Raw genomic sequence first — 25,463 nt, forward strand, 5'->3', positions numbered from 1 at the left:
CCTCCTTAATAAGCCAAAGGTTGTCTTAATTCGCTGAGTTTGGCAGCGTCTAGACGCATATGCTTGGCCAGATAAGCCGCGGTTTCCTTCGGTCTGACTTTATGCACGAAGTTGTAGCGGGCTTCATGATAATTGACTTCGCCGCCGTAAAATTTGCCCGAAAAGTTGATTTTCATTTTCTGCAATTCGGCGGCGCGATAGGCGGCCAATGGTTTTACGCGCTCGTCCTTTTGGCGGATTTTAAGCTTTTCTTCGAGCAATCGGGGGTATTGAGGGTCCGCCGCCAAAGCTTCCGCTTTTTGGCGGATCTGCAGCAGAAATTCATCATAGTGGTCGGACAAAATCTCATCGATAAAGCCGATTGCCTTAGCCTTTTTGGTGCCGATAGGCAGCGGAGTCTCGGTCAGTTCCAGGGCCTTGACCGGCCCGACCCGCTTCGGTAGAGAATAGGTCCAGTATTCGGAGCCGTATAAACCCATCGTTTTATAATGCGGATTGAATATCACCCCTTCGCGCGCCCAGACCTTGTCGGCAGCCAGAATTGCCATCGCGCCGCCCGCGCCGCAGCCGCCCCAGACCGCGGATATGGTCAATTTGTTTTCGGTGGTCAAAATTTCATAAACGAAATCGTCGATCGCATTGATATTGCGCCAGGATTCGTTGGCCGGATTCTCTGCTGCTTCGATTGCGTTCAGATGAATGCCGTTCGACCAAAAATCGCTGCCGCCCATTAAAACAAGGACTTTAGTTTGCCGCGCCAGCGCCTGGCGGTAGGATTCGGCCAACCGTCGGCATTGCGAGGTCGACATTGCGCCGTTATGAAAATTAAAATGGAGATAGCCGACCTGATTTTTTTCGTCATACCAGATTTCCTTGAATGTTGCCTCCGTGCCCGTGAATAATGGATCGATCGGCGATTCTGGCGTGTCAATTAATACGCTGCCCAACACTTTTGCTGCCGGCAGCTTGAAATCGAAGTGTTTGTCATGCGACAGAAAGCGTTTGTAGAACGGGATTTTGACGATGTTCTTGCGCTTCAGATGCGAAATCCAGACCGCTCCATCGATCGCTGCGCGGCAGATCGCGCCATGGCGTTGCGCAATGATCGCGCCCGGCTGCCAGCCTTGCAGCATGCTTTCTTCGTGTGCGCCGTAGAGATAATATTCCTGGCCGTCTATCACATCGAGTACGCCGGGCGCACTATCGGCTGCGTTGATTTTTTTGAGGATCGTCGCGACATGGTCATGTTCCCAATCGATCCTGCGTTCATGCTGTTTCATCAAGGGTCGAAGTTCGCCGCGCACGTCGGGTTTTGAATAATCGAGCGGTTCAGGCCGGTAGCTGCCGGATTCGACGCGCTTGACGGCTAAAAGCATCGCTTTGATCGCAGCCTGGGTCAGCTCGCGTCGGTAGATCCCCGCCTTGCTGGCCGGGCGCATCGTAAAAGTCTCGCTCGCCCAGATATCGCCGGCGTCCATGTCCTCAACCGCCTGCAACACGGTGACGCCCCACTCCTGTTCCTCGTTCATGATCGCCCAGTCCAGCGACGACGGCCCCCGGTCGCCCTTGATGCCAGGATGGATAATGAAGCAATGGTTCTTGCTCCACACGTCTTCCGGTATTTTTTCCTTTAGGAACGGACAGATAATCACATCGGGTTGAAACAAGGTTACGCCTTTTCGGACATCGTCCGGACTCAATGCCAGCGTGATCGAAATGTCATGGCCCAAGGCTTCCAGCTCCACATGCGCGCGTTGGCACAAGCCGTTGTAGGATGATGAAATCAGTAAAATTCGCATAATGGCTTCTCCTCTATTTTTGTTATGGCGGGCCAGGCTTTTAGCCTGGCATCCGCTTCGTTCTTCCCGAAAGGGGGCGCGCACAAGCTAGCCCGCAAAGTCAAACGATTGATTTTCCATGGTTCCGGGCAGCGAGGCAAATTCGCTCCGCTACCGAATACGGAAAACAACCGACGCTTTAGGGGGGGCGCTAGCCCTACGGTACACAGGTATGATGAGCCTGTCCGTGCGAGATTTTTTGCTTATGAAGCGTGTCTGGGGCACTTGCATAAGCATGACGGTCGTTATGATTCGTGAGCACCTCCTCATTTGGCCTGCGAGAGTCGGTTCAGCCCGATACGTGCTGCCTGGTCTATTTAAAATTCGCCCTATACTCCTGAGGCGTAATATTCAAAAACCGTTGAAACGTACGGCGCATTTGTTCTGCGTTATTGAAACCACATTTGCCTGCAACGCTTTCCATCGGTTGATCGGAGCGCAGTATCATGTTGCGCGCCGCTTCGAGGCGAGTGCGCTCGACAAATTTTGCCGGGGTCATGCCGATTTCATGGCAAAAAACGCGCGAGAAATTTCTGGGGCTCATCGCCATGCGGTCGGCGAGTGTTTCCACGCTCAAGTCTTCCTCGGGATGGCTGGCGATCCAGGCTTGCAATTCGCGGAAATCCTTACGGTTTTTCGCCTCGTTAAATGCAAAACTGCTGAATTGCGATTGGCCTCCAGGCCGGCGCATGAAGATCAGCATGCCGCGCGCGACGCTTGCGGCAGCTTCCCAGCCCCAGTCTTCTTCGACTAGGCTCAAGGCCAAATCGATGCCGGCGGTGACGCCGCCGGATGTGTAAATACTGCCGTCGCGGACGAAGATTTTGTCAGGCAGAATCTGAACCTTCCGGTATTGCCTCGCCATTTGCTCGCAATACAGCCAGTGAGTGGTGGCTTTGCGGTTGTTCAACAATCCGCCTTCGGCCAACAAAAACGCGCCGGTGCATATCGACACCATGCGCCTGACCTTGGGCATCATGCACTGCAGCCACTGGACCAGCTTTTGATCGGTCCAGGAATCAACCGAAAATGGCGCTCCGGTCACCATCAAGGTATCGATGCCGTCAGGAACGTCGTCATAAGCAAAATCCGCGAGAATGCGCATGCCGGATGCGGTTTTGATCGGCCCCGCCTGTTCCGCGATCAGCGACAACGAATAGACCGACTCGGTTTCGGCAATTTGTCCCGCCATACGCAGTGCGTAATTCGCGAAGCAAAACACATCCATGGGTCCTGCTACGTCCACGATTTCGCAGTCCGGGTAGACCACCATCGCGATGTGGCGATGCTGCAAGATGATCGATTGTCTGGCATGAGTCATGGAAATCGTCCCCCCGTGGCTTTTGGAGTAGCTGTTAGATTGTTACTTTTTTTTGCCGGATAAAAGACAAAAATCCCGCAATTTCGGACAATCTTAAGTCGGGGGGCATTTCAAACCAAGCGCATTTTTAATCTGCGATAGTTGTTTGTATGGGCTGGAGAGAGGGCGCGGTGAAAAATTCGAGCCGGGCGGGATTATAAATCCTGCCTGGTTCCCGTTACCATTCGAGATGATACGAATAAGGGCATTCGAGGGAGTTATTTTGAAGGCCGTGTTATGCGCCTGGGCTCTTATGGATCGGAGCATGGGCATTGCCCTTCCAATGCTTTCCATCAAATGGAACAATTTTGATCGAACGGGGTTTTTCTTGTAAACACCTGAGATTGACATCTACCCCGTCGGGATTGGATCTGGGGATGGAGAATGATTTGATTCAGCAAACCTGACAAAACGTGTGCCGGGCGATACCGCTATTGAAACGATGGGCGGTGATCGCGGCTTGTCCCGACAGCAGTTTGAATTTTGAATGCGGGACGATCAGGCGAGGGAAGCCTACCATTGTGCAGATCGCGCAATTACAGTCTTCAACCTCAATGTCTCCGGTGTTTCGACTGTAAATTGAACTCTGTCGCAGTGGCAGCCGCCATGATAGATTACTGCATTCATCTCGATCGAAAAAATAATAAACGATGCGCATCGCCTGGAGTCAGGCGGGATATTCATCCCGCACGCTCCAGGTCGAATAACTTTCCTTCTCGATAGGAAGAAGGATTGTCTTAATCGTAAACGAACACGTTCGTCGCACCGGTTTCGGCGGAGGAAGCGTTCAACCGGAAGCCCGCGAACAGTTCGCGGCCCATGCCGTGATGGTGATCCTTGGCGCTGTTGACCGCGGGTTTGCGCGCATTGAACTCGTCCTTGTCGACCAGCACGTTCACTTCGCCGGTTTCGGTGTTCAAATAAATCATGTCGCCGTTGCGCACTTTCGCGAGCGGGCCTCCGTCGGCGCATTCCGGGCACATGTGGATCGCCGAAGGGATCTTGCCGGAGGCGCCGGACATCCGTCCGTCGGTGATCAAGGCGACCTTGTAGCCTTTGTCCTGCAGCAGACCCAACGGCGGAGTCAGTTTGTGCAGCTCCGGCATGCCGTTCGATTTCGGCCCCTGGAAGCGGATCACCGCGATGAAATCCTTGTCCAGTTCACCGCGTTTGAAGGCAGCCATCATGTCGTCCTGATCGTCGAACACGACGGCCGGCGCCTGCACTTCGCGGTGATCCTTGCTGACCGCGGACACCTTCGAGACGCCGCGGCCCAGATTGCCGTGCATTACATGCAGGCCGCCCGATGCGTCGAATGGCGAGGCGACGGTTCTGAGCACTTCGGGGTCGAGCGAGGCCGCTGGGCTGGGTTCCCACACCAGGTGGCCGTCTTTCAGTTTCGGCTCCTGGGTGTAGTTTTTCAGGCCCTTGCCGTTCGCGATGGTCAGAATGTCTTCATGCAGCAGGCCGTTGGCCAGGAGCTCGGCGATCAGCACGCCCATGCCGCCGGCGGCATGGAAATGGTTCACGTCCGCCGGGCCGTTCGGATAGATGCGGGTCAATAGCGGTACGATCCGCGACAGCGCATCGAAATCGTCCCAGTTGATAATGATGCCGGCCGCGCGCGCGATCGCGATCAGGTGCATCGTGTGGTTGGTCGAGCCGCCGGTCGAGAGCAGGCCGATAATTGCATTCAGAATCGCTTTCTCGTTAATCACATGGCCGATCGGGCGGAAATCGTTGCCCAGTGCGGTGAATTTGAGTACTTGCTGTGCGGCAGCCTTGGTTAGTTCGTCGCGTAGCGGCGTGTAAGGATTCACGAACGAGGAGCCGGGCAGATGCAGTCCCATGATTTCGACCATCATCTGGTTGCTGTTCGCGGTGCCGTAGAAGGTGCAGGTGCCGGGGCCGTGATAGGACTTCGATTCGGACTCGAGCAGCTCCTGGCGGGTGATCTTGCCGTCGGCGAATTTTTGCCGGGCGCGCGATTTTTCCTTGTTGGTGATGCCGCTGGTCATCGGTCCGGCCGGCACGAACACGGCCGGCAGATGGCCGAAAGTCAATGCGCCGATCAACAGGCCCGGCACGATCTTGTCGCAGACGCCGAGATACAGCGCGCCGTCGAACATGTTGTGGCTGAGGCCGACCGCGGTCGCCATCGCGATCACGTCGCGACTGAACAGTGACAATTCCATGCCGGGCTGGCCCTGGGTGATGCCGTCGCACATCGCCGGCACGCCGCCCGCGAACTGGGCGACGCCGCCGGCTTCATGGATCGCAGCTTTGATCAGCGCCGGGGCATCCTTGTATGGCTCGTGCGCGGACAGCATGTCGTTGTAGGAGGAAATGATCGCGATGTTCGCTTTTTGCGGGCCGGCCAGATCGGCTTTTTCGGCCGCGGAACAGGCTGCGAATCCGTGCGCGAGGTTGCCGCAGCCAAGCGTCAGACGGCGCGGGCCTTGTTCGACCGCCGAATCTACGCGGGCAAGATAAATCGCGCGGCTTTCGCGGCTGCGTTTGACTACGTCACGAGTGACTTTTTCAATGACTGGATGCATAGTGAGTACCTGCTGAGCGGCGATCTCTTAAAGTTCGCCAATGATAATGAATAAATCTTATGAGCTAAAAGCAAGCTGGATCGTTCCGAAAGCGGGTGGATAAGCGAAGCGCGCTGGTGCCCTGCGGCTATTCGCTCCGCGCCGCTACCCTCAGCCTTCCCAGGCCCGGCCGTCGCGGTCGAGCAGCAGATCGGAAGCAATCGGTCCCCAGGTGCCGGCTTGATACGGCTTCGGTTTTTCAGGGGATTTCGCCCAGGCGTTTTGAATCGAATCGATCCAGGTCCAGGCCTGCTCGATTTCCTCGCGGCTCAAAAACAGCGTCGGATTGCCGCGCATCGCTTCGAGCACGAGTTTTTCATAGCCGCCGAAAATTCGGCTCTTTTTGAAGGCCTCGGAAAAACTCAAATCGAGCTTGGTCTTTTGAATCTTCAGGTTTTCATCGATGCCGGGAACTTTGTTCAGCATCTCGATTTCGACGCCTTCGTTCGGTTGCAAATGAATGACCAGTTTGTTCGGCGGCAGGCGTAGATAGCTGTCCTTGAAGATGTTGTGCGGCACGCGCTTGAAATAGACCACGATTTCGGTGCGCTTGTTGTGCATGCGCTTGCCGGTGCGGAGATAAAACGGCACATCGGCCCAGCGCCAATTGTCGATATCGACCCGGATCGCGACGAAGCTTTCGGTTGTGCTGGCGGTATTCGCGCCTTCTTCCTCGAGATAGCCGGGTACCGGGCTGCGCTTCACATAACCGGCGCTATATTGGCCGCGCACGGTTTTTTCATCGACATTCTTGGCCGTGATCGGGCGCAGCGCTTTCAGCACCTTGATTTTTTCGTTGTGGATGCTTTCGGCTTCCAGGTTGGCAGGCGGCTCCATTGCAATAAAGGTCAGGATTTGCAAGAGATGATTCTGCACCATGTCGCGCAACTGACCTGTTTTGTCGAAATATTCCCAGCGTCCCTCGATGCCGATGTCCTCGGCGACGGTTATCTGAATATGATCGATCGTATTGTGGTCCCAATTGGTCGTGAAGATCGAATTCGCGAAACGCAAGGCGAGCAGATTCAGCACCGTTTCCTTGCCGAGGTAATGGTCTATTCGGTAAACCTGGTCTTCGTTGAACACCTTCGCGACTTCGTCGTTGATTTCCTTCGACGACTTCAAATTATGGCCGATCGGCTTTTCCATCACCATGCGTGCTTCGGGCGTCAAGATGCCCGACTGATCCAGTCCCTGGCAAATACTTTTGAATAAAAACGGCGCGACAGCAAAGTAATTGACCAATACCCGTTGCGTCTGGTCGATCACCTCGTGCAGGCGTTGATACTGCTCCATTTGAGTCAAATCGATTTGCAGATAGGACAGACGCTTGGCAAAACGTTTCCAGACGTCCTCGTCGAGTTTTTCATTCAAAAACTGCTGCAAACTCTTGTGCGCCACGTCGATATAGAAAGCGCTTTCGCCGGCATGACGGTCGACGCCGATGATGCGCGTATCGGGCTCGAGCAAATTGGCGTTTTCGAGGCGGTACAGCGAAATGAGCAGCTTGCGTCGGGTTAAATCGCCGAGGGCGCCATAGATGACCAGATCGCAGGGTTTGAATTTTTTGTCCTTCATTGGAGATGCATTTAACAAGTCAAGTGGGGATTAAACGAGCGGCCGTATTATCGCAGAAAACCGCCATTACCGCCGTACTCATTGCAATGCGCGCTTAAATCGCCAAGGCCGTCACGTGGGGACGCAGGCTGACTTGCAAGTCAGTTCGGGAAGTGCGAGCAGTCGATTGTCAGGGGAAAAATTGACTTTCTATAATTTCGACTCGAAATTTATTGACACGGCAGGTGACTACAACTATAGTATCGATTCACTACTATTGGAGTTGGCGATAGTTTTCGCTGTGTGGGTCGTGGCAGCATAATTGCTGAAAATTAAGATATAAATGTTTGCCTCGATAGGAAAATCGAGTCGGGATGATTCTTGGGCTGAAAACAACCCCATTATGTAGTGAGCGCCAGATCGGCGTCAATGACGCGTTGCAGCGAGATGATTCAGGAAGTATTGATCCTGGAGAGGGTCGTTTATATGCTGCAACCCCGCAAGGCTGGATGCCGGCGTAGCGCAAGGAACGCTGAGGTGATTGGGTGTACAAATGGTTGCCAAACACGGATCACCGGGATGTGATCCGATCTGCAACCAAGTCGGTTGATTGTTGAAGAAAGACGCTACAGGCGGATTTAAGGCACAATAATTATTATATTTTCGAGGTGGACAGCATGAGTAGCATAAGCGAAGAAGTACAAGTTAAAGACCGGTTCTGGATATACGTAGGTTGCGCGGTATTTGTGATCGTGACCGGCATCCTGATGGTCAAGCAGAGCGAGAACGAAAAATATGCGCCGATCAAACAAATGGCGGATGATGAAAAAGTCTCCATGAATATCCGAGTGTTGAATTAATTCTCGATACATTGTCGTTGTGCTAGCGGAAAAAACGCGCCAATTCAGGCCTGCAATGATGGAATGGATTGGTGCCTTAACGGTGTGCGACGCATTTGGCTGCATGCGCGTTTTATTGATCGGCTTCACGTTCGGTCAAGATGGAGCGCAGTTTAGCTCTTAAACATTCCGAACAGGAGAAACTATGAAACGTAATTTTACATGGCTGATCGTCGCCTTAACCGTATTTTCGGGCGGCGCTTCGGCATCCGAATATATTTTTAGGGATTTGATGGGGAACACGTTGCCTTCACCTGGCTGCGCTGTCGAGTCTGAAGCGGTCGCTAAGGCGACCAAGCCTTATAACATTAATAACTACAGCAAACGTTTTTGCCAAACTCAGGGCTACGGTTGGTATGTTTCCGAAGTCAAAGACAATGGCAAGGCTGTTTGTGAGGATTGTAAAGGCGCCGATGCGGGTAAAAAACAATGTCATGTTGAAGACGTTGTCGTGACCTGCAAGCGTCTGAAGCCAGGCACGGCGGGTCTGATTCCGGGCAAGAGCTAAGTCGCTCCGGTTTACCGGTTAATTTTTCCCGCCCGCAGTAATCGGCGCGGACTCATTTGCATTATTCCCCCTAATGTTCAATGAATTCGCGCCGATCCTTTATACCATCTCGTAAAGCCCTCGGTTTGAGTCCGCAATCGGCACAGCGGCTTGTCTTCTTGCTGGTCGAGTGGATATTTCATTCTTCTGTCATTAATCCCGGTTACCATATCAACCTGCGTTGACCGTAAACTTGACGCCTTCCGTCCCGATTCATTGCGTTATCATGTCAGGATGCGAGAGGGGATTTTTTACAAAAAAATCAACATCGAATCTCTGCCAATCCGCATTTCTGTGCTACTCTATGCGTCTTTTTTTATCGGGGAAACAAAAGCAATGAAAGCGACTGTCAAATGGGTTGACGGCGTGATGTTTGTCGGCGAATCCGGCAGCGGTCACGCGGTCGTGATGGACGGCCCCCCCGACCACGGCGGCCGGAATATGGGCTTGCGTCCTATGGAAATGTTGTTGTTGGGCGTAGGCGGTTGTTCGGCATTTGATGTTGTACAGATTCTACAAAAGGGCAAGAATGACATCGTCGATTGCGTGGCGGAACTGACTGCCGAGCGCGTCGATGCGGTGCCTGCCGTGTTTAGCAAAATCCATCTGCATTTTATCGTCAAGGGTCGCAATTTAAAAGATTCGCTCGTTGAGCGGGCGGTCAAACTGTCGGCGGAAAAATATTGCTCCGCGTCGATAATGTTAGGTAAGGCGGGGGTGGAAATCACCCATGATTTTGAAGTGATCGAGGTTTAATGCGTTGAAAAATAAGTTGCAATTACACGGCTTTAACAATCTGACAAAGTCGCTGAGTTTCAATATTTATGATGTTTGTTATGCGCCGGCCGAGCAGCAGCAGGCTTATATCGAGTATATCGACGAGGCGTATAATGCCGATCGTCTGACGCAGATTTTGAAGGATGTAGCCGACATCATCGGCGCGCAAATTCTGAATATCGCGCATCAGGATTACGATCCGCAGGGCGCGAGCGTAACGATGCTGATTTCGGAAGGCGATGTGACTCCGCCTGCGAATATGAACAGCCAGACGCCGGGTCCGTTGCCCGACACAGTATTGGCGCATCTCGATAAAAGCCATATCACGGTGCATACCTACCCCGAAAGCCATCCCGATAACGGCATCAGCACGTTCCGTGCGGACATCGATGTGTCGACCTGCGGTCGCATTTCCCCGCTGAAGGCGCTGAATTATCTGATTCACAGCTTCGAGTCGGACATCGTTATCATGGATTACCGAGTGCGTGGTTTTACGCGCGACATCACCGGCAAGAAGCATTATATCGATCACAACATCACTTCGATCCAGAACTATATCGCGAAGGATACGCAGGAACTGTATCAGATGATTGATGTGAACGTGTATCAGGAAAACATCTTCCACACCAAAATGATGTTGAAGGAGTTCGAACTGGAAAATTACCTTTTTGAAAAAGAAAGTAATTTGAATACTATGCAAAAAACGGAAATCGAAAAGAAACTGCAAACCGAAGTCACTGAGATTTTTTACGGACACAACTATCGCCGTAAGAAGATCAGGGTGGCCGATTAAGAGCTTTGGCGTTCTCATGTTCTGCGTGAGAACGCTGTCTTCCACGCCCTATCGGGGGCGCTTGTTACGGCAATTCCGTAATCGTCACCGCAATTGTTGCGCCAGCAACTCCACCGGGTGTAACACCTTCATGTTTTCTCCCCTTTCCCGCAATCCGGCCGCGATATGCAGCGAGCAGCCGATATTTGATGTAATCAGCGTGTCGGCTTGCGTGGCGATTGCCGCGTTTAGCACCTGATCAACCAGTGCATTCGCCATCTTAGGGTGTTTCAATACATAACTGCCGGCCGCTCCGCAGCAAAGCGTTGCTTTGGGCAATTCATCAATGCTCAGTTCAGGAATCTGCCGCAATAAGGCCAACGCGCCTTCTTCGTCGCGCATCACGTTTTTCAGCGAACACGGAGAATGCAGACAGACTGTGGCCGCAAGCGGGGCCAGGCGGTTCGAAAAATCGGCATTTTGGGATAAAAATCGGCTTACATCGACAATTTTTACCGCTAAATCGGCATTTTGATATTCTTTCAACTGCGCGCCGCATCCCGATGCGATTGAAACGATCGCGGTTAGATTCGGAATCGCAAAGGCGCGGCAATTCTTTTCGGCGAGTTGGCTCGCAACATCCGCATTGCCGTCATGCTGCGCGAGCGCGCCGCAGCACGTTTGTTTGGCAGGGACGTGAACATTGAATCCGGCCGCGGTCAGACATTTGATTGCCGCTTGCAACGACGATTGATCCAGCAGCGTTCCCATGCAGCCGGTGAACAGGCCGATATCGCCTTTAGCATTTCCATGTGCGGTGTAGTAGCTTTGCAAGGGCTCCACCGAGTCGCTCAGGGAGGGCAACAGTCGATTCATTGCGTCCAGATTTAGCAAGCGCAGCAGGCCGAGCCGTTGTAGCGAATGGGTTTGGTAAAAACGAAGTCCCGCCTGCGCCCAGCGGTGAAGCGTGTGATTGGCCGCGATCCGTTTGAGCAGCGCCACGGCTGGCGAAAAAGGCTGCAAGGATTGGGTTCGAGCGCGAAAACGGTCGATTAGCCGGCCATAGGGAACTTCGGCCGGACAGACTTTTTCACATGATCTGCATAACAGGCAATTGTCGATGTGGGCGAGCAATGCAGGGGTTGCGTCGAGATGGCCGTCGGCATAGGCCTGAATCAGCGCAATACGTCCGCGCGGCGATTCGTTTTCATTGCAGGTTTCTTGGTAGGTCGGGCAATGCGGCAGACACAGGCCGCATTTCACACAAAGGTCGGCATCCTGTAACAGTTCATTCACCATCTTTGCGAGCGAGCGCTTCGACGATGTTTAGATACTCCGAAGGCTTGGGGCGGTACAAAATGAATCCGAGCGCGGCCAGGCCGGTAAAGATATATAACGTATTGTACCCGTCGCCGAGCAGAAACAGCGCCACGCCCAAGAGGCCGATGTTTTCAACCAGCGCCATCGATACGGCGACAGCCGCCAGATAGCGGCGCTTTGCGGGTTTGTCTCCGGGCATCGTTTGACACAGGCGAATTTGAATGTAGCGGATCAGATTCGTCAGTGGAAAGATGATGATCGCAAGCGCATAAAACAGCGTACGATACGTGATCAGGCGCTCTTCGGGCCAATGCAATTGCCACGGTTCGCCTTGCAGGATGCAAGCTGCGACGACGGCCGCCAAGCCGGTCGCCATGATCACCATGACCGTTCGGTGAGCCATCAGATCCGAGTTGATTTGAGCATTATCGAGTTGCGGCTGCATTCATATTCCTGAACATTGATCGTGTGCCTATGATACCAGACCTTCTTGCCGTTGGCCGGTTGGCGGGGCGTATTCTGCGCATGGATTTTTTATCGGCGAGGAAAGTAGATCAAGCTTTGAGAAAGTGATAAAGTTCAGCATTTTTACAGAACGGCTTGCCAGGATTCAGCCATGGGTGGTCAGGCGCCTTCACGACTATAATAACGAAACCACGAAGATCTCAATATGAAAAACTCTACACCGAATCAAAATGCCTGGATGGCCGTCTGCGCCGGGCTTGCTCTAGCCTTCATGCTGACCGCTTGCTCGGATGACGAGGGCAAACAACCGCCGAACGCGGCCGAAGCCAAAAAGTTGCAGACAGCCGGCGATGTGCACAATCCGTTTGATCATACTCATGATGAGCCGGTCACCGATGTGCAAAAACACAAATTCGAACACGATTTCGCGGCGCAATGCGTCGAAAGGGAATTGAAAAATTCGACCGACAAAGAAGCCGATAAAGCCCGCTGGGAGCGGCCCTGCATGTGCATCGCGACCTTCATGATGAAAAACCTGACCGCCGACGAAGCCGAAAAATTTATCGACGAGCATAAAAACACCCAGTCGCTGGTGATCAAATACGAAAATGCGGCATACCATTGCTTGCAGGCGAAGCAACAGCCTAAAGAGCCGCAGTTATTTGGAAGGCAATAAGGTTTTTGAAGACTATCGCTGCTGTAGGAGGCGGGAAGCAACCCCTACAGCAAGTGCTCTCACGTTTCCAGAAAATCCTCAAGTCGTTGCAGCCTAAAAGGCTGAGTGGCCGCAAGCGTCCTGTCCTCAGGGGTGTTGTAGCCCCATAACGCGAAAATCAGTTCGACAGGATCCAGTTCAGGGTATTTGCGCACGTTCAGAAGCGTCGGCAGCCGGTCTTCGGCAAAATAAATCGTTTGCGCCGGATGACTTTGCAATAGCTCCTTCAGCACCTCGGGCTTACTCATATTGCGGTCCAGGCCGAAAATCCTCTCGTCCGCCAGTTCAATTGCATGGGCTTGCAAAATCTGTTTGACGAAACGCTCCTGCTTGGTGGTCACGACATACCAGGGGCTTCGCCGACCGAGTTTTTGCAGTTTTTCCTCGATACCGTCAAACAACGGATTCATTTCGATCCATTCGGCCAAATCGGCCTCAATCCAGCGGTCGCGGGTTGCGCCGAATCGTTTTTTCAGTTCGTCGGTGCCGACTTGCGACTCTTTCAGCAGGTTTTGGCTTTTGGCGGCGTAATCGCTGTAAATGTCGGAAACGGTCTCGCCGAGATATAACTGCCGCATTGCCAATATCGCCTCGAAGCCGGTTTCGATCAGCGGTCGAACCGCCCGGAAATGTTCGATCATGATGGGCGTAACCTCCATCGGCATATCGTTCCAGAGTTCACTGGCGGCTTTCCAGCCGGTCATCGCGGTTTCCACCGCGCTGTCGCAGATCACGCCGTCAAAATCGAGCGCATAGACAATTGAGTCATTCATGGTGATGTCAAAAATTAAAGGGATGAAGCGGCCTGCATGGGCGGGTATGAAAATGCATGGATGGTATCGGCGCTAGCCGCCGAAAGGGCGAAGGACGCCGGTTGATAAATCGATCGCATAAGCCTTGCCGAAGCCGGCGACATACTGGCCGGTTTCGGGAGTCAGTTCGAGCAGATGAAAATCGGGCAGGGTGCGTAAAAGCGCCAGCACAGTGCCGAACTTGTCTTCCAGCGCTTGCAGTCGGCGGTCATGGCCGGGCTCGCCGGGCGCAATGGCTCGGACGCGGCACTGCAACACCACGCGCGCACGCGCAAACAGATTGCGGCAGCCGGCTTCAGGTTCTATGAACAGCGCCGACGCTTTGGGATTTTGTAGCAGGTTAAGGGTATGCTTCGCCAATTCGCTGATGAAAATATAAAAATGTCCCTGCTCATCGCGCACGAAGGGCGCATAGCTGATGTCCGGTTGCAGATTGGTCGAACAGGTCGACAACAACAAGGTTTGCTGTGCGTCGATCAATTGCCGGTATGCTTCAGCCGCATGGAGCAAATCGGCGTGCTTGTTTTCGGTCATGAAGGCTGTTGCGTGGATGGGCTGCGGAAAATGCAATCATAAACGGATCGATTGCCGCTTGCCAATTGGATTTGCAAGACGCGGCGAATCCGTATTCTTGAATGCCGTTATCCATCCGTTCTGATCAGATAATGACGGTTTTTTCGCGATATTCGCACAAGTCTTTAATCACGCAGCCTGGGCATTTCGGTTTTCGGGCCGTGCAGGTATAACGTCCGTGCAGAATCAGCAAATGATGTGCATCCTTCTTGTGTTTTCCGGGCGTCCATTTATCCAGTTTTTGTTCGACTTCGAGCACGTTCTTGCCGGGCGCAAGACCGGTCCGGTTCGCGACTCTAAAGATATGCGTGTCGACCGCGATCGTCGGCTGACCGAAAGCGGTGTTCAGAATCACATTGGCGGTTTTGCGCCCGACGCCGGGAAGCGCTTCCAATGCTTCCCGTGTTTTGGGTACTTCACCGCGATGCTGGTCGAGAAGTTGCCGGCTTAGCGCGATGATGTTAGCGGCCTTGGTGTTGAATAGTCCGATCGTTTTGATGTGGTTCTTCAGTTCGTCCAAACCGAGCGCCAGAATGTCTTGCGGGGTGTTCGCGGTCCGAAACAGTTTGGCGGTGGCTTTGTTGACGCCCTTGTCGGTCGCCTGGGCAGACAGGACGACCGCGATCAATAACTCGAACGGCGTACGGTATTGCAGCTCGGTAGTCGGTTCGGGGATCGCTTCGGCTAGGCGGTCAAAAATCGCCAGTCTTTTGCTTGCATTCATGGGATTTGGCTGTGTTCGATTCTGGCGTTCGCGGGTTTTCCGTTCCATGAGTCGCAATCATCAGTCTTTCCGCTACACGGTGAGCCGCAAAATACGGTCATTGTACAGCATATCCGCGCGCCTTCTCAGCATCTGTCGAAGTGCATTGGATGTTTCCTCCGGTGCATGCGTTATTGCGCTGGCGCTATCGGTAGGCGCGAGAATTAGTTTCTTGAGGGGCAGGTGACTTTTTGGGGTGGAGTTTTCGGGGCAAGCCGAACCCGGCCCGGGAGTTTGCACTATCGATGCGCGCGCCGCTGCGCATGTCGCCAAGCGCAATGCATTGGTGGATGAGGAAACGGCCGGTCTATCGCCGTTCTTGCGGGATATTCGCTTAACGGCGCACCTGATCCATCTTTGTTCGAGACAGGAGGATCTACAGGTGTATAAAACCCTGCGGCATCGGCGCATCAGCCGATGCCGCAGGCGGCTAGCGAATCAGCGGACCGAGAGGTTGTCAAACCATAATAAAAAACCCGCCTAAGAGCTTCCTAGGCGGGTTTGATCTGGTTTAGACCGGCGTTACATTCTCGGCTTGTGGCCCTTTTTGGCCTTGAGTCACTTTCATCGTGACTTTTTGGCCTTCGCGTAACGTTTTCCGGCCGCTGCCGTTAATTGCGCTGTGGTGAACAAAAACATCCTTGCCGCCTTCCTGGGCGATGAAGCCAAAGCCCTTCTCATCATTGAACCATTTAACGGTGCCTGTAACCAGATCTGACATAAAATACTCTTCTGAAAAACCGCCAATTGTCTTGGCGCAAAACATCCGAACGGATAATCCATCCGGCTCATTCTTTGTAGAAAGCCAATAGTAGCACTAAATGCGGGAATTGGGCAGAACTATTTCACTAACGGTATCTACTAGATCGTTTGACCGCAGGCCGGTTGCCGTCGGCAGGGATATCGGCGTCCGCATGGAGCGCCTTCGTGCGGCCTCCGGGCTGGTGTTGACCGCCGTATTCGTGCAGCAACAGTGCGGAGAATATCGATAGCGCGCCGGCCAGCACATTCGGCGTGATCGGTTCGTGATTGACCGCATGGCCGAGCAGCAGCGCCAGGACCGGAGAAATCAGCGTGATCAGCGCCACGCGTGTCGCCGAGAGCTGAGTCAGCAAATAATAATACAGCACGAAACCCGCGGTCGTTGCAATCACGCCCAGGTAAACGATCGAAACGACGCTCGGCAGCGTGAAGCGCCCTGGCCATTCGCCGTCGAAAACGCCCCAGGTCAGCAAATAGGCAGGCAGCGCGACCAACAGGCCGCCTGCGACCTGAGCCAACGCCGGGACCCCGGCATCAATCCGTTTGATCCATAACGCGCTGAACGAATGCAAAAAAACGCCGAAAATGACTGCGGCGATTCCCAACACGGCGTCCCGGCCCAGCGTCAGGGCCGAGCCAAACATGATCGCGAGTCCGCCGACGCCAAGCAGATAGCTGAGCAACTTACCGAAATTTAGCTCGCGCTGCCCAAGCCAAAGGCTTGCGAGCAATGCGGTGATCAGCGGCGTGAGGCCGAACAGCACCGAAATCCAGCCGGAGGGAATAAACTGCGCGGCCCAATACACCACGACCATCGATCCGTAGATCTGAAGCGCGGCTGCCAGATATGTCAGACGGGCCTTGCGGCGCCATGTCAGGCGCTGTTTCATGATCAGCAATAATATGACGATGCAGAAGGTGCCGATTACCATGCGCCCGGTCACGCCGAACAGAAAACCGGGACCTTCGGCGCTCCATTTGATTGCCAAGGGGGTCGTGGCCCACAACAAAACAACACTGAGATAGGCGATTGCAATACGCATGAATGTAGAAAATGGTTTGTGTAATGAGTCAATGGTATGATGGACTGGAAACTTTTACCTGCATTTTACGACTAACCTGTTAGGAAACATCCTGTTCGGGCACTGCCGTAACGCATGGCCGACAGACTTAATGACTGGCTTAGGAGTTCACCATGGGCGAATCGACGACACCAAACGATGCTGAAAAGATGGCGTCTTTAAAAACGCTGACGGGGATTGTTTATTTATGTCAGGTATTGGCGTTCGGATTTGCCGGCCTGACCTTGCTGATAGGGGTCGTGATCAATTTCATGAAGCGGGACGAAGTCAAGGGAACCTGGCTCGAGTCGCATTTCGAATGGCAGATCAATACGGTGTGGATTACTTTGGCCGGATTTGCTGTGGCCGGGTTTTTGATGTTTTCCGGCATCGGCTATTTTCTTTTGTTGCCAATTATCTTGCTGCTGATTTACCGGATCGTGATCGGCTGGATGGCATGGACTGCTGAAAAACCGGTCAAGCATCTCCTTCAATAGGGCTATATTCCTGCGGCGGCTTGGCAGGGGGGGGATCCAGTAGTTGCCGCAGCTTTGCCCAATCAAACGTCGCGCCGGGATCGGTCTTGCGTCCTGGCGCAATATCGCTGTGTCCGGCGATGCGTTGTTTCGATAGTTTCGGGTAGGTTTCCAATAAGGCGGTTATCGCCGCCGCCAATTGCCGGTATTGCGCGTCGGTATAAGCGGTCGTCTCCGTCCCTTCCAGCTCAATCCCGATCGAAAACTCATTGCATCTCTCGCGTCCCTGATACGATGATGCTCCGGCGTGCCAGGCGCGTTTGTCGAAAGGCACATACTGCGTGATTTCCCCGTTGCGTTTGATCAGCAAATGCGCCGATACCTGCAATTGATGAATACTCTCGAAATACGGGTGCGCCGCCGCATCCAATCGATTGAGGAATAATTGATCTATGTAGGGGTGGCCAAACTCGCCCGGCGGCAGGCTGATGCAATGAATTACGATCAGCGAAATATCGTCAGCGCCAGGTCTGTCATCAAAATTGGGCGATTCAAGCCGGGTAACTCCGGACAGCCAGTGCCGATCGATTATCATGGGAAACTATAATGTGAAAAAAGTAAGCCGCTTGCCGCAGTTATCGCCGATCGGCTTTTCTATTATTTCTCGAAAACCGTGTCAAAGCTAGTCCAACACAACACTAAATGAACAAAAATAATGCAATTTCGGTAAGAAATCCGTGCCGCGCAAAGGGAATAGGGGCTGGCAAAACCAGGCTGCCTGAAAATAGGTTGTTGGTTGGCAAAAATGATGAAAAAATATCCATAATGATTGCCGGTTAATCGGCAGGATCGCGCCTCGGCGAGGCGCCGGGTAAAAATGGCCCCCACTAGGTTTTGGCACCCTAATTTGGCGGGAACGGACTGACCCCGGATGGAATCTAACTTTTTTTTGCGCTGAACGAAGCAAGCCGAAAAAGTCCGATATCAAACTTTTCAATCGCCTGCCTGAAAAAATTACATGCATTGAGGATCATCTTGACTACTCGAATTTTGAAGCATTTCTCTATCGCGGCATTGGCCGTGTTGTTCGCCGGCTGCGCAAGCGATGCGCATAAATCACGCGAGCAGTACAGCTATCAAGGACCGCAAGCGCCGATTGCGCCTTACCCGAACCCCGGCATGCAGCCGCCTGTCGCGCAATATCCGGCGATACCCAGCCAGCCGTCGTCCTACCGTGGTTATTCGTCGACGGTGCTTGCCGGTATTTACGCCAATTATCCAGCCGTGCGCGGCTTTATTCGCGACATGGTGAGCAAGCACGGGTTTTCGGAAAGCTATCTGAACGGGCTATTTTCTCGCGCCAATCGTCTGGATTCGGTGATTCGTTTGGAAAGCCCCGCGCCTTCGCAGACCCCCTCCACGCCAAGACCTGGCAGTTGGACGCGCTATCGAAACAAGTTTTTGACCGAGCAGCATATCCAAAACGGCGCGAACTTCTGGCTCGATAATGCGGACGTGATCCGCAGAGCCAGCGCGACATACGGCGTCGATCCGGAATACATCGTCGCGATCATTGGAGTCGAAACCTATTTCGGCCGCAATTTCGGCAAGACCAATATCTTCGATTCGTTGACGACGCTATCGTTTGATACTTATCGGCGTTCAAACTTTTTCAAATCCGAACTCGAAAGTTTTTTGCTGATGGCGCGCGAAGAAGGCTTCGATCCGCGCGAACCGGAAGGCTCCTGGGCCGGCGCGATGGGTTACGGACAATTCATGCCGAGCAGCTTCCGCCGTTTGGCGATCGATTTCAACCACGATGGACAACGGGATCTTTGGCATCCGCATGATGCGATCGGCAGCGTTGCTCATTATTTTTCGAAAAACGGCTGGCATTATAACGGCCAGGTCGCCAGACCGGGCAATATTGCGCGAAATGATGATGCGGTAATCGAACTGAGCACCTACGAAGGCAACGAATACTGGCGTATCTTTCCTAATTTCAAGGTGATCAAGCGCTATAACAACAGCAACAAGTATGCGATGGCCGTGCATCAACTGGCGCAAGCCATCAAACAGCGCGTGGAGAGTTCGAAGGCGGTCATTCGTTCATCCAGTGCGCGATAGCCTTCTTTTTACATTCCCACGCACTGCGCGGAAACGCGCTTAATTCTAAAGCTTGAATGACTTCACTAATAGTGTTAGATATAAAGCCCTATCTCGAAGAAGACATCGGTTCCGGCGACATTACCGCCGCGATTATTCCCGCTACCGTCGCCGCCGAAGCGGAGGTCTTGACCCGCGAGGCGATGGTGCTGTGCGGACAAGCCTGGTTCGATGCGGTCTTCAAGGAACTGGATCCGCGCGTCCGGATCGCATGGTTGTGCGGGGAAGGCGAGATGGTCATGGCCGGCGCAACCTTGTGCAGGCTCGACGGCGCTGCCCGAGCCCTGCTGACCGGCGAACGCACCGCGCTGAATCTGCTGCAAACCTTGTCGGCCACCGCGACCGTCGCGAGGCAATATGCCGATGCAGTGACCGGAACCGGCTGTAAGGTGCTCGACACCCGTAAAACCATTCCGGGGCTCAGGCAGGCGCAAAAATACGCGGTGTCTGTCGGCGGCTGTCATAATCACCGCATCGGTTTGTACGACGGCGTCTTGATCAAGGAAAACCATATCCTGGCGGCAGGATCGATCGGCCAAGCGATCCGGATCGCACGCGAGTTGACCACTGCGCCTGTCGAAGTCGAGGTCGAAACCCTGGAGCAATTGCAAGAAGCGCTCGCGGCCAAGCCCGACCGCATCATGCTGGACAATTTCAGATTCGAGGACCTCCGCGCCGCGGTTAAAATCGCGGCCGGTCGGGTCGAGCTTGAAGCTTCCGGCAACATTGGCCTGGACAATATCCGCACCATCGCCGAAACCGGCGTCGATTTCATCTCGATAGGCGCGCTAACCAAGCATGTCAAGGCGGTCGATCTGTCGATGCGGATCAAGCTGGCGCACGGATGATCGAAAATCCTTCCGGACTTGCAAAACTGATCAGTCACGGCGTCTATGTGATCGGCGTCAGTGATGGCGAACACCAAAACGCCTTCACCGCCGCCTGGGTGATGCAGGTCTCCTTCGATCCTTTTCTGTTGGCGATCAGCATCAATCCCGAGCATTATTCCTATCAACTGCTCAAGGCGGGCGGCATCTGCACGGTCAACGTGCTTGGGCGGGATCAATATGCTATCGCTGAACATTTCGGCCGCTCTATTAAAGACAAGATGGCCGGTTTCGACTGGCGCACCGCTGTTACCGGCGCCCCCGTCCTGAGCTGCGGCTTGGGTTATTTCGATTGCAGAGTTAGTCATTATGCCGATGCCGGCGATCACAGGATCGCGGTATGTAAGGTTCTTGCCGGCGCTACGCTGCATGCGGGGCAGCCGCTGTTTTACAACCAAACCGGCGACCTGGACGGCAGCCGCGAATTTTATAAGACATAATACAGCGCGCTGCCGGTTTACCCCCCTGCCAGTATTCTTTCGAGTCGCCAGAGGACTATAATCGCGGACAAAACTCAGTCGAGTACAGGAGATCGGACCATGACCTTGCAGAAGTTACACGAAGAAATTGATCTGACCGAAGAAGAGTATCTCAAATCCGAACTGACTTCCGACATCAAGCACGAATTCATCGACGGACGGATTTATGCGATGGCCGGCGCGGGGTATAACCACAATTGCATAGCCGGCAACGTTTTCGGCAATTTGAGAAACCATCTCAGAGGCAATCCCTGTACGCCTTTCATGGCCGACATGAAAGTTCGGCTCGGCAAGGATTACGTGCACCCGGACGTGGTCGTCGATTGCAGCAAGATGAGCGGTGCCGATACCTACTCGGAAAATCCGCTGCTGGTTGTCGAAGTCTTGTCGCGGTCGACCCGCAAGACCGATGCGACCGTAAAACTGCTGCGCTATATCAATCTGCCGTCCGTACAGGAATATGTGATGATTGAATCGGACTTCGTGTCGGTGCAAGTGCTGCGCAGACATAATCATTGGCTGTCCGAATATTATTTCCTGGGCGACTCGGTGACGTTCGAATCTATCGGACTGACGCTGACGGTCGAAGAAATCTATGACCGCGTGGACAATGCCGATATGAATGAATTCCGGCAGGAAATGCGGTCTAAGGAATAGATGATGTTTCCAATCGCCTTCACAAAATGAAATCAGACGCTATCGAGATCGGCGATGCCTTGCTGGTCATCGATATTCAGAACGACTTCCTGCCCGGCGGCAGCCTCGCGGTATCTGGGAGTGAGCAAATCATTCCTGCCATTAATCGTTGCATCGAGAAATTCAATGCTATCGGCAATCCGATCTTTCTGACGCGCGACTGGCATCCGGTCGACCATTGGTCTTTTGCAGCGCAGAGCGGGCCTTGGCCGGCGCATTGCGTCGCGGGGACATTCGGCGCCGAATTTTCGGCGAATCTCTTGCAGCCGGAGAAGGCTCAAATAATTTCCAAAGGCGTGCGGCGTGAAAGCGAGGGGTATTCGGATTTCGAGGCTCCGGATTTACAGGCAAGACTCGAACGCGCCGGCATCAGACGGCTATTCGTCGCCGGCTTGGCGACCGATTATTGCGTCTTGTACACCGTGCTCGACGCGTTGAAATTGGGCTATCAGGTTTTTTTGTTGCAGGATGCGGTGCGGGCGGTCAATGTAAAGCCCGGTGACGGGGACATGGCCTTGCAGACGATGCGGCAAATCGGTGCCCAATTGATCAGCTCGGACCTGATTTCATGATCGCAAACGATGCGCTGTTGACCGATCTGTACCAGTTGGCGATGATGCAAGGCTATTACGATCAGCGCATGCAGGAAACCGCCGTTTTCGAATTGTTCGTGCGCAGGCTGCCGGCCAGCCGCAGTTTTTTGGTCGCGGCGGGGCTTGAACAGGCAATCGATTATCTGCAAAATCTGCGCTTTACGTCCGCCGAATTGGACTGGCTACAAGGTACGGGATTTTTCAACACGGATTTTTTGCAGTGGCTTGAAAATTTCCGCTTCACCGGCGACGTGCATGCGATGGCGGAAGGCACCGTGTTTTTTCCGAACGAACCGATACTGCGCATCACCGCGCCGATCGCCGAAGCGCAATTCGTCGAAAGCCGGCTGATCAATATCCTGCATTTCCAGACCCTGATCGCCTCGAAAGCGGCGCGTTCGGTGCTGCTCGCGCCGGACAAAAAGCTGATCGAATTCGGATTTCGCCGCGCGCATGGCGGCGAGGCCGGGCTGTTGGCGGCCAGGGCCTCTTATTTGGCCGGTTTCAGCGGCACCGCGACGGTCGCCGCCGGCCGGCATTTCGGCATTCCGGTGTTCGGCACGATGGCGCATTCATTTATCCAGGCGCATCGGAGCGAAAGCGAGGCTTTCGAGCATTTTGCACTCGCCAATCTCCGCAATGTGGTGCTGCTGATCGATACCTACGATACCGAAGCCGGCGCGCAGAAGGTCGTCGAACTCGCGCCGAAACTCAAGGCTTTGGGCATCCCGATCAAGGGCGTGCGGCTCGACAGCGGCGATTTGGCTTCACATGCGCGCCACGTGCGCGAGATACTCGACGCGGCCGGACTTGCCGACACGACAATTTTTGCGAGCGGCAATATCGATGAATACAGTCTTGAAAAATTGATCTTGGAACGCGCGCCGATCGACGGCTTCGGTATCGGCACGCATCTCGACACCTCCGAGGATGCGCCGTATCTGGATTGCGCTTACAAACTTCAGCAATATGCCGGCATTCCGCGCCGCAAGCGTTCCGAGGGCAAGGCGACCTGGCCCGGAGTCAAACAAGTCTATCGGCGTTTCGATGCCGACGGTTTGCTGACCGACGACACGATTACGTTGGTGGATGCGCCTTGTACAGGCGGGCCGCTGCTCAAGGCGATTATGCTGGGTGGCGAGCTGGTCGAGACGCTGCCAACGCTTGAGCGGATCAGGTTATATGCCGAAGATCAATTAAATCGCTTGCCGGAAAATTTGCGAGTATTAAAAAATGCGCAGCCTTATCCGGTGCGGATTTCCGCCGAGCTTTGCGCCTTGACTGAAAGCATGGATAAAAATCAATGATTTTTATCCGGACGGGAAACCAATCGCGCCTTTCGCAAAAAACGCATGAGAGAGCGCTTTTGGCCTGTCGGCAGAAAACGGCTGCCCGAGTCCGGTCAGGGGGCTTATCCATGCTGTATCAAGCTTGTTATTAGTGTCAAAATCCAAGCCCGCCAAAGGATATGAATTACATCGCGCTTAAAATGTTGATTGGGGACAGGGGGAAGTATCTTGGCATCGTCATGGGGCTGACGTTCGCCTCGCTGATCATGACCCAGCAGCCTGCCATTTTCCTGGGCCTGATGTCGCGTTCCTACAGTTTTGTCTCCGATGTCGGCCTGCCCGATATCTGGGTGATGGACCCCAAGGTGCAGTTTGTCGACGACGTCAAACCGATGCAGGACACCGAGCTTTATCGGGTGCGCGGCGTTGCCGGCGTGGCGTGGGCCGTACCTTTATACAAGGGATTGATCAAGGCGCGCCTTTACGACGGCACGTTTCAAACCTGCAACCTGATCGGGCTTGACGACGCGACCTTGATCGGCGGCCCGCCGGCCATCCTGAGCGGCAAGCTGGAAGACTTGCGCCGCAGCGATGGCGTCATCGTCGATATCGAGGGCGCGAAAACCAAGCTCGCCAAGGCGCCTGAATCCGCGGGCGGCAATCCCATCCCGCTGACAATCGGCGACACCCTGGAATTGAACGATCGCCGGGCCGTCGTCGTCGGCATTGCGAAAAACACACGCACCTTTCAATCTCAGCCGGTCATCTATACGACCTATAACCGCGCCCTGCTTTATGCGCCTCGGGAACGCAAGCTCTTATCTTTTGTAATCGTCAAGGCCAAACCGGGCCAAAACATCGATGAACTTGCCCTCCGCATCAACCGCACGACCGGTCTGGCCGCCTACACGCAGGAGCAATTCAAGGCGTTGACCTACAATTATTTTTTAAAGAATACCGGCATCCCCATTAATTTCGGCATCTCGGTTACGCTGGGTTTTATCGTCGGCGCGGCGATCGCCGGTCAGACATTTTACAATTTCACGCTGGAAAATCTCAGACAGTTCGGCGTGCTCAAAGCAATGGGCACCAGCAACGGCGTGTTGCTCAGAATGATTCTGCTGCAGGCGGTGCTGGTCGGCAGCATCGGCTACGGAATGGGGGTCGGACTGACTGCTTTATTCGGCTATGCGATGCGCAATACGATTTTGGCTTTCAAATTTCCATGGCAATTGCTGGTGTTCAGCGGCATGGGGGTCAGCATGATCTGCGTATTCGCGGCCTTATTGAGTATCCGCAAGGTGATCATGCTGGAACCGGCGGTCGTGTTTAAAGGATGAGCATGATTGACAAGTCATTGGCCGTATTCTGCCAGCAGATTGTGAAAACCTACGACACCGGCTCGCAAAAAATTACTGCGCTGCAAGGCATCGATCTCGAAGTTCATCTAGGCGAATTGATGATGCTGGTTGGACCATCGGGATGCGGCAAGACGACGCTGATTTCGGTCATGGCGGGCATACTCGATCAAGACTCCGGTATTTGCAGCGTCTTCGGCGAGGATTTATTGAAATTGAAAAACCATGAAAAACTGAAATTCCGCGCCCGAAATATCGGCTTCGTGTTTCAGTCCTATAATTTGCTGCCGACCCTGAGCGCGGCAGAAAACGTCTCGATTCCCTTGATCATCAACGGCATGAAGCGTCAGCAAGCCGCCCGCAAAGCCGCCGAGGTATTGGCGCTGGTCGGTTTGGCGGATCGGACGGAGTCGTTGCCGTCCGAGCTTTCCGGGGGGCAGCAGCAGCGTGTCGCCATCGCCCGCGCCATGATTCACAGCCCCCGGTTGATCGTATGCGACGAACCGACCAGCGCGCTCGATCATGAAACCGGACAGCATGTGCTCGAGTTGCTGAAGTCTGTGGCGTTAGACAGTTCCAGAGCTTTGGTCATCGTCACACACGACGCCCGCATTTTTGAATTCGCCGACCGTATTGCGCAGATGGACGACGGAAAAGTCATCCGGGTGCAGCAATCTCGGGTTGAACATTGATTGACTCAG

27 protein-coding genes are annotated in these 25,463 nt (G+C 53.8%); 15 read left to right on the plus strand and 12 right to left on the minus strand.

The features are described from left to right. Positions 1-5: 5 nt before the first annotated feature. The 4 genes from U2W12_RS05185 to zwf form a co-directional block, all read right to left on the minus strand. Positions 6-1,799 carry a hydrogenase maturation protein gene (locus tag U2W12_RS05185; RefSeq protein ID WP_326499603.1) on the minus strand — a complete coding sequence of 598 codons (1,794 nt, stop codon included), beginning with the start codon at positions 1,797-1,799 and terminating at the stop codon, positions 6-8. A 352-nt stretch (positions 1,800-2,151) separates the two neighbouring features. Beyond that, positions 2,152-3,159 (minus strand): GlxA family transcriptional regulator, encoded by a 1,008-nt coding sequence (locus tag U2W12_RS05190; RefSeq protein WP_326499604.1) that lies wholly within the window; start codon positions 3,157-3,159, stop codon positions 2,152-2,154. A 776-nt stretch (positions 3,160-3,935) separates the two neighbouring features. Further along, positions 3,936-5,756, minus strand: coding sequence for a phosphogluconate dehydratase (gene edd / locus U2W12_RS05195; protein ID WP_326499605.1), 1,821 nt, complete (start codon positions 5,754-5,756; stop codon positions 3,936-3,938). A gap of 150 nt (positions 5,757-5,906) precedes the next feature. Continuing rightward, positions 5,907-7,373 (minus strand): glucose-6-phosphate dehydrogenase, encoded by a 1,467-nt coding sequence (gene zwf / locus U2W12_RS05200; protein ID WP_326499606.1) that lies wholly within the window; start codon positions 7,371-7,373, stop codon positions 5,907-5,909. A 656-nt stretch (positions 7,374-8,029) separates the two neighbouring features. Here zwf and U2W12_RS05205 point away from each other — a divergent pair. From U2W12_RS05205 to speD, 4 genes are all read left to right on the plus strand, one after another. After that, positions 8,030-8,212: a hypothetical protein gene (locus tag U2W12_RS05205; RefSeq protein ID WP_326499607.1), complete on the plus strand. Its 183-nt coding sequence runs from the start codon at positions 8,030-8,032 to the stop codon at positions 8,210-8,212. Positions 8,213-8,396: 184 nt separating this feature from the next. After that, positions 8,397-8,759, plus strand: a complete 363-nt coding sequence (locus tag U2W12_RS05210) for a hypothetical protein (RefSeq protein ID WP_326499608.1) — start codon at positions 8,397-8,399, stop codon at positions 8,757-8,759. Between the two features lie 375 nt (positions 8,760-9,134). Beyond that, complete coding sequence (locus U2W12_RS05215) at positions 9,135-9,554, plus strand: OsmC family protein (protein ID WP_326499609.1); 420 nt, start codon at positions 9,135-9,137, stop codon at positions 9,552-9,554. A 4-nt stretch (positions 9,555-9,558) separates the two neighbouring features. Further along, a complete protein-coding gene (speD, locus tag U2W12_RS05220; RefSeq protein WP_326499610.1) occupies positions 9,559-10,368 on the plus strand; it encodes an adenosylmethionine decarboxylase in 810 nt (269 codons plus the stop codon). 84 nt (positions 10,369-10,452) lie between these two features. On the opposite strand, the gene U2W12_RS05225 is transcribed toward speD, so the two are convergent. Next, a complete protein-coding gene (locus tag U2W12_RS05225; protein ID WP_326499611.1) occupies positions 10,453-11,643 on the minus strand; it encodes a (Fe-S)-binding protein in 1,191 nt (396 codons plus the stop codon). Continuing rightward, positions 11,636-12,112 (minus strand): hypothetical protein, encoded by a 477-nt coding sequence (locus tag U2W12_RS05230; protein WP_326499612.1) that lies wholly within the window; start codon positions 12,110-12,112, stop codon positions 11,636-11,638. The genes U2W12_RS05225 and U2W12_RS05230 overlap by 8 nt, the downstream gene beginning before the upstream one ends. Before the next feature lie 225 nt (positions 12,113-12,337). Between U2W12_RS05230 and U2W12_RS05235 the strand changes: the two genes are divergently transcribed. Next, positions 12,338-12,808 carry a hypothetical protein gene (locus tag U2W12_RS05235; RefSeq protein WP_326499613.1) on the plus strand — a complete coding sequence of 157 codons (471 nt, stop codon included), beginning with the start codon at positions 12,338-12,340 and terminating at the stop codon, positions 12,806-12,808. 59 nt (positions 12,809-12,867) lie between these two features. Here the strand turns inward: U2W12_RS05235 and U2W12_RS05240 are convergent, their stop codons facing one another. The 5 genes from U2W12_RS05240 to U2W12_RS05260 all read right to left on the minus strand — a co-directional run bounded on the left by U2W12_RS05240 (position 12,868) and on the right by U2W12_RS05260 (position 16,800). Next, positions 12,868-13,620, minus strand: coding sequence for an HAD family hydrolase (locus tag U2W12_RS05240; protein WP_326499614.1), 753 nt, complete (start codon positions 13,618-13,620; stop codon positions 12,868-12,870). A gap of 72 nt (positions 13,621-13,692) precedes the next feature. Further along, the gene (locus U2W12_RS05245; protein ID WP_326499615.1) at positions 13,693-14,193 is read right to left on the minus strand and encodes a pyridoxamine 5'-phosphate oxidase family protein; all 501 of its coding nucleotides are present in this window, start codon (positions 14,191-14,193) and stop codon (positions 13,693-13,695) included. A 124-nt stretch (positions 14,194-14,317) separates the two neighbouring features. After that, positions 14,318-14,956 carry an endonuclease III gene (nth, locus tag U2W12_RS05250; RefSeq protein ID WP_326499616.1) on the minus strand — a complete coding sequence of 213 codons (639 nt, stop codon included), beginning with the start codon at positions 14,954-14,956 and terminating at the stop codon, positions 14,318-14,320. A 550-nt stretch (positions 14,957-15,506) separates the two neighbouring features. Next, on the minus strand, positions 15,507-15,707 hold the full coding sequence (locus tag U2W12_RS05255; RefSeq protein WP_348529887.1) for a cold-shock protein: 201 nt from the start codon (positions 15,705-15,707) through the stop codon (positions 15,507-15,509). 136 nt (positions 15,708-15,843) lie between these two features. Further along, entirely contained in the window at positions 15,844-16,800 is a 957-nt protein-coding gene (locus tag U2W12_RS05260) for a DMT family transporter (protein ID WP_326499617.1), read from the minus strand. A gap of 152 nt (positions 16,801-16,952) precedes the next feature. On the opposite strand from U2W12_RS05260, the gene U2W12_RS05265 reads away from it, so the two are divergent. Further along, the gene (locus tag U2W12_RS05265; RefSeq protein ID WP_326499618.1) at positions 16,953-17,315 is read left to right on the plus strand and encodes a hypothetical protein; all 363 of its coding nucleotides are present in this window, start codon (positions 16,953-16,955) and stop codon (positions 17,313-17,315) included. Here the strand turns inward: U2W12_RS05265 and ampD are convergent. Beyond that, positions 17,296-17,889, minus strand: a complete 594-nt coding sequence (gene ampD, locus U2W12_RS05270; protein ID WP_326499619.1) for a 1,6-anhydro-N-acetylmuramyl-L-alanine amidase AmpD — start codon at positions 17,887-17,889, stop codon at positions 17,296-17,298. The two genes, U2W12_RS05265 and ampD, sit on opposite strands and share 20 nt — an antisense overlap. A gap of 107 nt (positions 17,890-17,996) precedes the next feature. Here ampD and U2W12_RS05275 point away from each other — a divergent pair, with 107 nt between their 5' ends. The 9 genes from U2W12_RS05275 to U2W12_RS05315 all read left to right on the plus strand — a co-directional run bounded on the left by U2W12_RS05275 (position 17,997) and on the right by U2W12_RS05315 (position 25,454). Then, positions 17,997-18,134 carry a hypothetical protein gene (locus U2W12_RS05275; RefSeq protein WP_326499620.1) on the plus strand — a complete coding sequence of 46 codons (138 nt, stop codon included), beginning with the start codon at positions 17,997-17,999 and terminating at the stop codon, positions 18,132-18,134. Between the two features lie 195 nt (positions 18,135-18,329). Next, positions 18,330-19,421: a lytic murein transglycosylase gene (locus U2W12_RS05280; protein ID WP_326499621.1), complete on the plus strand. Its 1,092-nt coding sequence runs from the start codon at positions 18,330-18,332 to the stop codon at positions 19,419-19,421. Positions 19,422-19,477: 56 nt separating this feature from the next. After that, complete coding sequence (gene nadC, locus U2W12_RS05285; RefSeq protein ID WP_326499622.1) at positions 19,478-20,308, plus strand: carboxylating nicotinate-nucleotide diphosphorylase; 831 nt, start codon at positions 19,478-19,480, stop codon at positions 20,306-20,308. Then, positions 20,305-20,787 carry a flavin reductase family protein gene (locus tag U2W12_RS05290; protein WP_326499623.1) on the plus strand — a complete coding sequence of 161 codons (483 nt, stop codon included), beginning with the start codon at positions 20,305-20,307 and terminating at the stop codon, positions 20,785-20,787. The genes nadC and U2W12_RS05290 overlap by 4 nt, the downstream gene beginning before the upstream one ends. A 99-nt stretch (positions 20,788-20,886) precedes the next feature. Further along, positions 20,887-21,483 carry a Uma2 family endonuclease gene (locus U2W12_RS05295; RefSeq protein ID WP_326499624.1) on the plus strand — a complete coding sequence of 199 codons (597 nt, stop codon included), beginning with the start codon at positions 20,887-20,889 and terminating at the stop codon, positions 21,481-21,483. A 26-nt stretch (positions 21,484-21,509) separates the two neighbouring features. Then, a complete protein-coding gene (locus tag U2W12_RS05300) occupies positions 21,510-22,094 on the plus strand; it encodes an isochorismatase family protein (protein WP_326499625.1) in 585 nt (194 codons plus the stop codon). Further along, positions 22,091-23,422 carry a nicotinate phosphoribosyltransferase gene (locus tag U2W12_RS05305; RefSeq protein ID WP_326499626.1) on the plus strand — a complete coding sequence of 444 codons (1,332 nt, stop codon included), beginning with the start codon at positions 22,091-22,093 and terminating at the stop codon, positions 23,420-23,422. Before U2W12_RS05300 ends, U2W12_RS05305 begins: the two co-directional genes overlap by 4 nt. 161 nt (positions 23,423-23,583) lie before the next feature. Further along, the gene (locus U2W12_RS05310) at positions 23,584-24,744 is read left to right on the plus strand and encodes an ABC transporter permease (protein WP_326499627.1); all 1,161 of its coding nucleotides are present in this window, start codon (positions 23,584-23,586) and stop codon (positions 24,742-24,744) included. A gap of 2 nt (positions 24,745-24,746) precedes the next feature. Continuing rightward, positions 24,747-25,454 (plus strand): ABC transporter ATP-binding protein, encoded by a 708-nt coding sequence (locus U2W12_RS05315; RefSeq protein WP_326499628.1) that lies wholly within the window; start codon positions 24,747-24,749, stop codon positions 25,452-25,454. The last annotated feature ends 9 nt before the right edge of the window (positions 25,455-25,463 follow it).

The sequence above is a fragment of the Methylomicrobium sp. Wu6 genome, assembly GCF_035916875.1.
Classification (GTDB): domain Bacteria; phylum Pseudomonadota; class Gammaproteobacteria; order Methylococcales; family Methylomonadaceae; genus Methylomicrobium.

Bases quoted from the DNA above. Each gene is read 5' to 3' on its own strand.
- U2W12_RS05185 (WP_326499603.1), bottom strand. From the start codon at position 1,799: ATGCGAATTTTACTGATTTCATCATCCTACAACGGCTTGTGCCAACGC.
- U2W12_RS05190 (WP_326499604.1), bottom strand. From the start codon at position 3,159: ATGACTCATGCCAGACAATCGATCATCTTGCAGCATCGCCACATCGCG.
- edd (WP_326499605.1), bottom strand. From the start codon at position 5,756: ATGCATCCAGTCATTGAAAAAGTCACTCGTGACGTAGTCAAACGCAGC.
- zwf (WP_326499606.1), bottom strand. From the start codon at position 7,373: ATGAAGGACAAAAAATTCAAACCCTGCGATCTGGTCATCTATGGCGCC.
- U2W12_RS05205 (WP_326499607.1), top strand. From the start codon at position 8,030: ATGAGTAGCATAAGCGAAGAAGTACAAGTTAAAGACCGGTTCTGGATA.
- U2W12_RS05210 (WP_326499608.1), top strand. From the start codon at position 8,397: ATGAAACGTAATTTTACATGGCTGATCGTCGCCTTAACCGTATTTTCG.
- U2W12_RS05215 (WP_326499609.1), top strand. From the start codon at position 9,135: ATGAAAGCGACTGTCAAATGGGTTGACGGCGTGATGTTTGTCGGCGAA.
- U2W12_RS05230 (WP_326499612.1), bottom strand. From the start codon at position 12,112: ATGCAGCCGCAACTCGATAATGCTCAAATCAACTCGGATCTGATGGCT.
- U2W12_RS05235 (WP_326499613.1), top strand. From the start codon at position 12,338: ATGAAAAACTCTACACCGAATCAAAATGCCTGGATGGCCGTCTGCGCC.
- U2W12_RS05240 (WP_326499614.1), bottom strand. From the start codon at position 13,620: ATGAATGACTCAATTGTCTATGCGCTCGATTTTGACGGCGTGATCTGC.
- U2W12_RS05245 (WP_326499615.1), bottom strand. From the start codon at position 14,193: ATGACCGAAAACAAGCACGCCGATTTGCTCCATGCGGCTGAAGCATAC.
- nth (WP_326499616.1), bottom strand. From the start codon at position 14,956: ATGAATGCAAGCAAAAGACTGGCGATTTTTGACCGCCTAGCCGAAGCG.
- U2W12_RS05260 (WP_326499617.1), bottom strand. From the start codon at position 16,800: ATGCGTATTGCAATCGCCTATCTCAGTGTTGTTTTGTTGTGGGCCACG.
- U2W12_RS05265 (WP_326499618.1), top strand. From the start codon at position 16,953: ATGGGCGAATCGACGACACCAAACGATGCTGAAAAGATGGCGTCTTTA.
- ampD (WP_326499619.1), bottom strand. From the start codon at position 17,889: ATGATAATCGATCGGCACTGGCTGTCCGGAGTTACCCGGCTTGAATCG.
- U2W12_RS05275 (WP_326499620.1), top strand. From the start codon at position 17,997: ATGAACAAAAATAATGCAATTTCGGTAAGAAATCCGTGCCGCGCAAAG.
- nadC (WP_326499622.1), top strand. From the start codon at position 19,478: ATGACTTCACTAATAGTGTTAGATATAAAGCCCTATCTCGAAGAAGAC.
- U2W12_RS05290 (WP_326499623.1), top strand. From the start codon at position 20,305: ATGATCGAAAATCCTTCCGGACTTGCAAAACTGATCAGTCACGGCGTC.
- U2W12_RS05295 (WP_326499624.1), top strand. From the start codon at position 20,887: ATGACCTTGCAGAAGTTACACGAAGAAATTGATCTGACCGAAGAAGAG.
- U2W12_RS05300 (WP_326499625.1), top strand. From the start codon at position 21,510: ATGAAATCAGACGCTATCGAGATCGGCGATGCCTTGCTGGTCATCGAT.
- U2W12_RS05305 (WP_326499626.1), top strand. From the start codon at position 22,091: ATGATCGCAAACGATGCGCTGTTGACCGATCTGTACCAGTTGGCGATG.
- U2W12_RS05310 (WP_326499627.1), top strand. From the start codon at position 23,584: ATGAATTACATCGCGCTTAAAATGTTGATTGGGGACAGGGGGAAGTAT.
- U2W12_RS05315 (WP_326499628.1), top strand. From the start codon at position 24,747: ATGATTGACAAGTCATTGGCCGTATTCTGCCAGCAGATTGTGAAAACC.